The following is an 8,705-nucleotide window of genomic DNA, read 5'->3' on the forward strand; positions in this document are numbered from 1 at the left end:
GACACCTGAAAACTAAAACACGATACCGGTGAACAAAAACACCTGGATGGTCAAAAATCATGAGACGCCTGCGGGAAAAGCAAGGGCTGAAGATTCACCGACAGCGTTCTTCCGTCGGTTAGCTGAAGTCTTGCCCGCGGCAAACGAATGTATTTTTGAACCATCCCACCCTTTATGCAAAAACCCTTTCCAATAAGCATTTACCGGGTTTTTATACGAATAACACAGAAAAGCCGACTGCCCATTTGGCTGCAGCCGGCTTTCTTTTTGTTATTTAATTATTGTTTACATCCACGATGCGTTCTTCGATTTCAGGATCGACAGTGCCGAGTTCCGCGACATAATCGCGGAGGTTGCCCCAGTCGCTCAGCCCGAGATCGGTCACGCCTCCTTCATCGTAGATGTCGGCAAAGACCTCATACCCGTCCCCGCCTTTTGCGGTGAAGGCATTGGTAGCAATGACATACTGCTCGTCATCTTTGACCGGTGTATAGCTTCCGTTCTCTTCCATCTCCACCGACTGCACCCGGTTTCCGGCTTCGTTGGAGCTGTCGTACGTATATCTCATTCCGCTCACGTGCAAAAATCCTCCGTTTTCTTCAGGAACCTGGCTGACACTGTGTTCCAGTGCTTCTTTCAGTTCCGCTCCTGTGATTTCCATCGTGGCGAGCGTGTTTCCAAACGGCAGCACGGATATGATTTCTCCGTTGGTAATCGGCCCTTGATCAATAGATGTCCGGATGCCGCCGCCGTTTTGAAGCGCAGCTGTCGTCTCTTCATTGTATTCTTTGGCTTTAGCAAGCATACCGTCTGTGATGAGATTACCCAGTTTCGTTTCACTGTTTCTCACACTGGTGTCATCCCCATTTTCCAGACGCGGGTTCGGGAGGGGGTCTGCAGCGATCCCGCCGCTTTCTTCATTCTGCACTTCTTCGATTTGAGAAGCGTATGGTGCAAGGGCGTCTGCTGCTTCTGCATTTTCCTCCTGCTCACCGATTTCAATCAATTCCCCTTGGTGTTCCGTGACAACACCCCGGTCGTTGAATCCGACCTGGAGCGTTCCGAGAAATTCACCGTATTGAGAGGCCTGCACGATAACAGTAGGCTCACCGCTGTTTCCTTCCACGACATCCGGCTCCGACAGCTCCGTGTGCGTGTGGCTGCCAACGATAACGTCAATGCCGTCCACCTGCTCAGCAAGCTGCAGATCGTTATCGTATTCCGGATTGTCATCGTAGCCGATGTGGGTCAACGCTACAACTTTGTTGATGCCCGCTTCTTCAAACTGGTCGACGGCTTCCTGCGATGATTCAATATAGTCTTCAAATGACACATCGGCAGGGCTTGAAATGTCTGCTGTTTCAGACGTCGTCAGACCGAACACACCAACTTTTTCCCCGTTCACTTCTTTCACGATGCTGTTGTAGATTTCGCCGTCTTCAGGCTGCTCTGTCATCTCATCGTGAAAAAGACCGCTCAGGTTATCATCCTGGGAAAAGTCCAGGTTGGAGCTGACAAACGGAAATTCAGCGTTGCTGACGAATTCCGCCAGCGCCTGGTGGCCTTCCGCACTGGATCCAAGATCAAACTCATGATTTCCAAATGTCATCATGTCATAGTTCATGAGATTCATGAGTTCCAGACCGGCCTGCCCCTGAAATTCATTAAAGTACAGTGTACCGGAGAACATATCGCCCGCATTCATCAGTAAGGAATCAGGATGTTCCGCCCGGAAATTTTCCACAGCGGCTGCCAACTGCGGCATCGTCTCCAGATGGGCGTGAATGTCATTGGTATGCATAAGCGTTATTTCAGAGCTTACCGTATCTTCCGCCCCATCGTCTGTGCCGTCTCCGTTATTCTCCTGCCCGTCCAGCTGCTGCGCACGGTGGATAAACGTCGAGAACGCGCCGCGTGAAACGGACTCTCCCGGGCGGAAGTCATCCAGCTGTGTAGTGATTTCAAAGTCAGCCAGCGTCTGGACATTCTTATCGTGGGATGTGTGTACATTGTCCAGGTTCACATCCGCCTCGTCCGATTCACCGTCCAGTTCCCCAAGATTCAGCGCAGGCACAAGTACCGAAGCGGTCTGCTGGCGGGTGATCGACGCAGAAGGGTTGAACTCCCCGTTATTTCCTCTGAAAATGCCGGCTTCTGTCACAGCCGCAATTTCGTCGGCATACATGTGGTCTATGTCGACATCTTCGTATTGATTAAGTATCTGTTCCACATTGTCCGGCACCGGTGCGTCTGCAGCCTCAGCAAGCATAACAGCAGCGTGCTGCCGCTTCACATCCTCCCACTGCCCGAACGTGCCGTCTTCATAACCTTGAATAATCCCCTGATCCGACAGCGATTGAATCGCTTCAAAATGCGTATCACTCTCTTGTACATCGCTGTACCCCGCAGCTGCCGAAGCGTCCATCTGCGGCGCGGCAATCAAAGCCGCTGCAGCCAGTGCAAAGGAAGAAAAATACGTCCTCCGACCCTTTTTCGATTGAAATATAGACAAAAAATCTCCCCCATTTTTACAAAATAAAATGCTGAAAACAGAGCATTATATGCCTTCATTGTATGGTCAAACCTTAAAATGGGCAAGTCCTTTTTCACATTTTTAAAAAAACTTTATGTTCGTGTGAAGGTATCATTTACTTTTCCCATACTTCTCATGCGAAGATTAAAAAAGTTTATCGTCATATGACGCAGTTAAGTACTTTCCCGAACGCTGTGTTATCATAAAAGAGATCGTATACATTGAAGGGGTTTTAACGACGATGAAGGTTCCGATTCTTTATGAAGACAATCATTTGCTTTTTGTAGAAAAACCGGTGAACGTACCTGTTCAGGAGGATTCTTCCGGCGATGAGGATCTGCTGACGTTCCTGAAGGAAGACCTGAAAATCCGGCATCAGAAGCCGGGTAATGTGTATCTCGGGCTCGTGCACCGGCTGGATCGTCCTGTTGGCGGAGTGATGGTGTTTGCCAAGACATCGAAGGCAGCTTCCCGGCTTTCCGACAGCATCCGGCGCAACACCATGGAGAAACATTACCTGGCTGTAGTGAGAGGAGAGGCGCCGAAGCAGCAGGACAGACTGGAAGATTATCTGCTCAAGGACCGGCGGAACAATAAAGTGAGCATTACAGATCCCGGACAGCAAAAGGCACAGAAAGCAGTGCTGGAATATGAAACAATAGGGAGTACCAAAAATGTCAGTCTTCTCTCCGTCCATCTTCATACAGGAAGACCGCACCAAATCCGTGTCCAGTTTGCGTCGCGCGGCTGCCCGCTGTACGGTGATCAAAAATACGGCAGCAGCGTCAATAAGCCCGGCCAGCAGATTGCGTTGTGGTCCCAGACCCTCGCTGTCGAGCATCCAACGAAAAAAGAGGAAATCAAGGTGCATTCCGAACCGCCGGAGGAACATCCGTGGAATCTCTGGAAAGGAAACACATAACAAAGGCAGAGGTTTTATCTCTCTGTCTTTTTATAGGAGGTGTTTCTTTTTTTGTTTTATACATTGAGACCTCTTCACAAACCGGGAGACCATCGCTTAGCATAAAAAGGTGTTAATTATTACATAAAAAGGAGTCTTTCTATGAACACCGTCCGACATATCAGCTCATTCATGAGCAGGTACTTTGCTCTTATTGTTATTCTTGTATCAGTGGCAGCATATGTTGCGCCGAATGCCTTTATCTGGCTTGGATCCTACATCACCATGCTTCTCGGCCTTATTATGTTCGGCATGGGCATGACGATGAAGCTTCGTGATTTCCGTATTGTTGCACAGCAGCCCATCCCTGTGTTCATCGGTCTGCTGGCGCAGTTTCTCATTATGCCACTCGCCGCGTTTGCGATTGCATACGTAATGGGACTCCCGCCGGAACTTGCAGCGGGATTAGTGCTCGTAGGCGCGTGCCCGGGCGGCACCGCTTCCAACGTCATGGTTTATTTATCCAATGGGGATGTACCAGTATCCGTTGCGATGACGTCGGTATCTACGATGCTCGCTCCGCTTCTGACACCACTGATTGTCTATCTGCTTGCCAACCAGTGGCTGCCGGTCGGCGCCGGTGACATGTTCCTGTCAATCATACAGGTCGTTATCATTCCCATTGCTCTCGGTCTGCTTACCGCAAATTTTTTCCCCGGCTTCACGGAAAAAGGACAGGCTGTTCTCCCGCTCATCTCCATTACAGCCATTATTCTGATCGTAGCCGCTGTCGTCGCCGGAAACAAGACGAGCATCGCAGGCTCGGGTATCGCTGTATTTGCAGCCGTCATTGTGCATAACGGCATCGGACTGGCTCTTGGCTACCTGGCGGCGAAATGGACAGGACTTGATGAAACGAAACGCCGGGCTGTATCGATTGAAACAGGCATGCAGAACTCCGGCCTTGGCGCCACTCTGGCAGCAGCCCATTTCACGCCGCTAGCCGCCCTGCCAAGCGCCATTTTCTCCATCTGGCACAACATTTCCGGCCCCATGCTCGTCTCCTACTGGAGTACACGCAGCGCGAAAAAGAAGAAAGAATAGCAGAAATCATGTGAGTCTGAGACAAAACTTCTATAAGATAGAAAAATACCGAACGATTTCAAAAAATCGTTCGGTATTTTTCGTTGCTGAGACAAGCCGCTACGCCAAAATGCTTTGCTTTCCGCGGGCACGGCTCAAGCCTCCTCGGAAGAAAACCGCTTCCTGCGGGGTCTTGAGACTCGTGCTGTTCCCGCAGGAGTCAAAGCATTTTGGCTCCGCTGCTATACAGCTTTTGATTAGTGACCCGGAAAATTCGTGTTATCTGCCGCATCATGTGCTTTTGTCCCAAACTCATTTTTTGGCCGATGCTCCCAACCCAAAATCGTAAACACAGGTAATAACGTTTTCTCTATTTTTATTTTAACGGTACGGTGATATGGAAAAGGTAGTTTTGAATACACAACGGTCTTAAGACTGAAGCCATCTAGTTACTTTCTTTTTTTCCAAGCGTTAACGCTCCCACAACCAGTGGAATCTGCAGCGGCAGCCGCAGCCATAGAACCCAGGGATTTATTTGTTTTCCCGGCGGGAATGATATTTTTTTCACAGCCATGTACACATTAGCCGGGAAAACAGCAATCATAAAAAACGCTAAGAACTTCCCGGTCATACGCTGCCCTTTCCTCACCCAGAGCAGCGCGGAAAAAATCATTTCAAAAATCCCTGTAATCAGCACAATACCACGCCGCAACGGCAATGCTTTCGGAACAATCCTGCGAAAACTCCGCTCCCGCACAAAATGCAGAACACCCGCCCCAAATAGAATAATCGAATACAATGTTCGAAAGAACACTTTCATATGTATACCCACACCCTTTTATTTTTCATGAATATCCACGCCAATATAAGCAAAAAGAGACATTCTCAGCTGGATTAGGATCAGTACCATAACCCTCAAGAAAGGATCTCTCTTTTGAATTATCGTATCACATCCCCAAACCTATACCAAAAACTAACAATAGATGATAAGCAGCCGGCGCAAAATCTGCCGATCAACCGGAACATTATTTAATGTTGGATGATCAACAGACGCGCATCCATTTACCTGATTGTATGTTTAACTGTTGGGCATGATATGAAGGAAATGAACGAATAAAAAACTGTTAAAAGGACGGAGATTTTTTGTTCAATCAACTGCTTTTATGGTTCACACTCATCATTCCCTGGTTTGCGCTTATTCCCATAAATAAAACAGATGTTAAAAAGTTTTTCCCAGGAGCAATGTTTGGCGCGCTCGTTTTAACCTTAGTTTTTCAAATTGCAGATACATTTAAATGGTGGGAGATAGAAGAGAATATTATTTTGCTTACAAATATCACACCTTTTGTTTACGGTCTGTTTTTTGTCGGTACCATTATCATTCTGCACTTCACCTATCATCATTTTCTGCTTTATTTGTTTACCAACCTTATTATTGATGCCTTTCTTTCGTTTGGAATCGGTAGGTGGTATGAACATTTCGGGATTTATAAGTTAGTCAATATTAATTCAATTGGAGTGTATTTATTAACCACAGGGGTTGCAATATTAATTTACGGGTTTCAAAAATGGCAGGAGACTGTGATGATTCAAAATTAATCACATCTTTTTAAGAAAAAGGACGGACTACAAGAAACAAGAACAAAGTTTGGCAAATGCTTCACGCTCCTGTGATAGGACCAGAGGATGCACTCTGATACTAAAATCACCAACCACAAGACTTTCACCGATTACTTCATGTTGCTCTTTCTTTTCCAAAATGGGCTGACGGAAAGAATGACAACTATTGCACCTCCGCTTTCTTTTAGGAACTTCCCGGTTAAGGTTCTTATTCCATGTCCTTCGAATAAATTTAAATGGAGAAATGAAAAGGACGGAGGGTAAATTCATGCAGTATTACTATGGGAACCAGATGCCTTTGCGTGTTCTTGATGAGGCTGAGTTTTGGAAACACCAGGAAGAAGAACATACCGTGGTTATTAGAGAGCTGGTAGGAAATCTTGAACAAGAATATATAGAGGCATTAAAGGAATGGGAGAAAGCGTTTGCTGCTGCACATCATCGAGTAATAAGGTACATTGAAACAGTAAACCGTTCAAATGGCTATGTTTCTCAGGCCCTCTACCAAGATATTTTGCAGCTGATCTCCTTTTGTTTGCAGCAAAGTGAAGAGTTTATTACCTTTTGCCGCACAATGATGGCGGAAAGTGAACCTATTAGTACCAATCCAACAGCACAGGTTGTATTGAACCACATTATTGTTGAATCCGAGTACTTTATTGGAGTGGCTCAAACGATTTTATATCAGCAGTAACACTGTGCACCCCCCGGTCTGACCGCATTCATCAAGGAGGCGCTCATAAACGCGGATATAGGTATAGACCTGTTTTCCGTTTGCGGGACATGTCTTCGATCAGCCATGCTTCGATGATCTCCAGATAAGGTCCCAGGATGGGAAACTTCTTCATACGACGCTTAACATCAGTACTACAGTCCCCCCGATCGTATACTTTCCGGCTGTTTTCTACTTAGCACTAACATGTTTAACCGAAGAATTGCTCGCTAAACCTTCGTCATTTCATAAAAAGTTGATACATTCTACTTGAGCCGTGGCCAATATCCTTTCTACTTCTCCCCATGGTATTGGTCATTACATGTAGGAGGTTTATAGAATTTGGGATGACTGGTCAGACTCTTTTTATATCGACCATTGTGTATTTTCAGGCTGCCGAATGATGTACTTTTATTCTGCCACAAACAGCCAGACTATTTTATATTCCCTAACTTACTAATTGCTCTCTCCCTAAACTCACCGTCTTCCACCATCGCCTTCAAGAAATCATGAAAGACATTCCGAATCCATAACAATTCATACCGATTCTCATCTTGAACAAACACGGAAAGAGCTGCCGAGTTTTGTCCATCTGTTTGATACATCGCTGAAGTCAGCGTAAACACTGTTGATCCTCCCTTAAACCACCGTCGCTTTCCGCTCTCGTTCTCTCCTACAAGGATGCGGTCCATCAATTCCTTCTCTTTTTCCGATAAATCATCCGATTCGCCTACTCGCATCATAAACGTTGCGTATTGTTGTGTCGTAGAAGAAGGTAATTTATCCATCAAAACACGCTGAATGGTCATGTCGTTGATGGTCGATAATGCCTCGAGATAGGATGCTGCCCTTTTGTTTAACACGTTATGTAACATCGTATTGGACAAGCTCTCGAATTCGTTTTGATCCATCTCTTTTATCACCTGAGCAATCTGCGCTTTCTTCCGGCCATACTCAACTTTCAAATAAGCAGGAATGAGCATTGCTGAACTAATCGCATAGATCGGTGAATGAGGATTTAGCTTGTACTTCGTAAGAGTGAGATTGATACGATCTGCACCTAACTTATGAAAAAGAAAGTCCGTACACGCATTTGAACTAAACTGCATCATACCCTGTGCGATTTGAAACAGGTTAACCTCTTCCCCTATGTTATACTCTGTCTTCCATCTTGGATGAGCTCCTCCATCCGTATTCTCGAAATAGAGGAGGTCAAGATCCTCTACTTTAACCTTCTCATCAAGCATTACCTTCTTTTCTTTTACTGCTTCAACGAAGGTTAATAGGTAGATCAATTTAACAGTACTTGCAAGGGGCATTTCCTTCTCTCCATTGAAATTGAGCAGCTCACTCTTATTTTCCAGTAAAGTTACGGAGCAGGTGTCTCGGTGCTCCTCGATGTAGTGAGAAGGTCTTCTTTTGTTTTTAATGAGTTTTTCTTTCTTACTACATACAGCATGATGATCGGGATTACGATAGCCCGTACTGATGTCGCTGCAACACTTGCCGCCTTACTGCACGAACCCCGCATCGGCCGGTAAATTCTCGAGCTCAATACCGGAACCACACCTATACGGGACGCAGTTTCAGCTAATATTCCCAGGTGTTAAGCCATGATTGTGACCACTCCGAAAGTTTAACCATATTAAAAAGGTTCCGGCGATTGCCGGAACCCTTGTCATATCAGCCTTATTCATGGAGCTTCCTAGCGGATTCGAACCGCTGACCTCATCCTTACCATGGATGCGCTCTACCTGCTGAGCTAAGGAAGCCTATGTATAAAATAAAAAGCCTGGCGGCGTCCTACTTTCACAAAGGGTTGCCCCTTCATTATCATCGGCGCTGGAGAGCTTAAC

Annotated in this window: 9 protein-coding genes and 1 tRNA gene; 6 read left to right on the forward strand and 4 right to left on the reverse strand. The window is 46.3% G+C overall.

Annotated elements, in window-relative coordinates; translation table 11 throughout:
• Positions 1-274 precede the first annotated feature (274 nt).
• Entirely contained in the window at positions 275-2,512 is a 2,238-nt protein-coding gene (locus ACFSUB_RS12750) for a 5'-nucleotidase C-terminal domain-containing protein (protein WP_380713629.1), read from the reverse strand.
• A 262-nt stretch (positions 2,513-2,774) separates the two neighbouring features.
• Here ACFSUB_RS12750 and ACFSUB_RS12755 point away from each other — a divergent pair, with 262 nt between their 5' ends.
• From ACFSUB_RS12755 to ACFSUB_RS12765, 3 genes are all read left to right on the forward strand, one after another.
• Complete coding sequence (locus ACFSUB_RS12755) at positions 2,775-3,455, forward strand: RluA family pseudouridine synthase (RefSeq protein WP_380713630.1); 681 nt, start codon at positions 2,775-2,777, stop codon at positions 3,453-3,455.
• Between the two features lie 141 nt (positions 3,456-3,596).
• On the forward strand, positions 3,597-4,538 hold the full coding sequence (locus ACFSUB_RS12760; protein WP_380713631.1) for a bile acid:sodium symporter family protein: 942 nt from the start codon (positions 3,597-3,599) through the stop codon (positions 4,536-4,538).
• 10 nt (positions 4,539-4,548) lie between these two features.
• The gene (locus ACFSUB_RS12765) at positions 4,549-4,866 is read left to right on the forward strand and encodes a hypothetical protein (protein ID WP_380713632.1); all 318 of its coding nucleotides are present in this window, start codon (positions 4,549-4,551) and stop codon (positions 4,864-4,866) included.
• Between the two features lie 96 nt (positions 4,867-4,962).
• On the opposite strand, the gene ACFSUB_RS12770 is transcribed toward ACFSUB_RS12765, so the two are convergent.
• Positions 4,963-5,337: a DoxX family protein gene (locus ACFSUB_RS12770; RefSeq protein ID WP_380713633.1), complete on the reverse strand. Its 375-nt coding sequence runs from the start codon at positions 5,335-5,337 to the stop codon at positions 4,963-4,965.
• Positions 5,338-5,660: 323 nt separating this feature from the next.
• Between ACFSUB_RS12770 and ACFSUB_RS12775 the strand changes: the two genes are divergently transcribed.
• A complete protein-coding gene (locus ACFSUB_RS12775; protein ID WP_380713634.1) occupies positions 5,661-6,116 on the forward strand; it encodes a hypothetical protein in 456 nt (151 codons plus the stop codon).
• A 289-nt stretch (positions 6,117-6,405) separates the two neighbouring features.
• Positions 6,406-6,831: a DUF2935 domain-containing protein gene (locus ACFSUB_RS12780; RefSeq protein WP_380713635.1), complete on the forward strand. Its 426-nt coding sequence runs from the start codon at positions 6,406-6,408 to the stop codon at positions 6,829-6,831.
• A gap of 452 nt (positions 6,832-7,283) precedes the next feature.
• Here the strand turns inward: ACFSUB_RS12780 and ACFSUB_RS12785 are convergent, their stop codons facing one another.
• Entirely contained in the window at positions 7,284-8,279 is a 996-nt protein-coding gene (locus ACFSUB_RS12785; RefSeq protein WP_380713661.1) for a serine hydrolase, read from the reverse strand.
• Between ACFSUB_RS12785 and ACFSUB_RS12790 the strand changes: the two genes are divergently transcribed.
• Complete coding sequence (locus ACFSUB_RS12790; protein WP_380713636.1) at positions 8,238-8,390, forward strand: hypothetical protein; 153 nt, start codon at positions 8,238-8,240, stop codon at positions 8,388-8,390. The two genes, ACFSUB_RS12785 and ACFSUB_RS12790, sit on opposite strands and share 42 nt — an antisense overlap.
• 155 nt (positions 8,391-8,545) lie before the next feature.
• On the opposite strand, the gene ACFSUB_RS12795 is transcribed toward ACFSUB_RS12790, so the two are convergent.
• A tRNA-Thr gene (locus tag ACFSUB_RS12795) sits at positions 8,546-8,621 on the reverse strand.
• Positions 8,622-8,705 lie beyond the last annotated feature (84 nt).

Origin of the sequence: Salibacterium lacus, assembly GCF_042684865.1 — a bacterium.
Classification (GTDB): domain Bacteria; phylum Bacillota; class Bacilli; order Bacillales; family Marinococcaceae; genus Salibacterium; species Salibacterium lacus.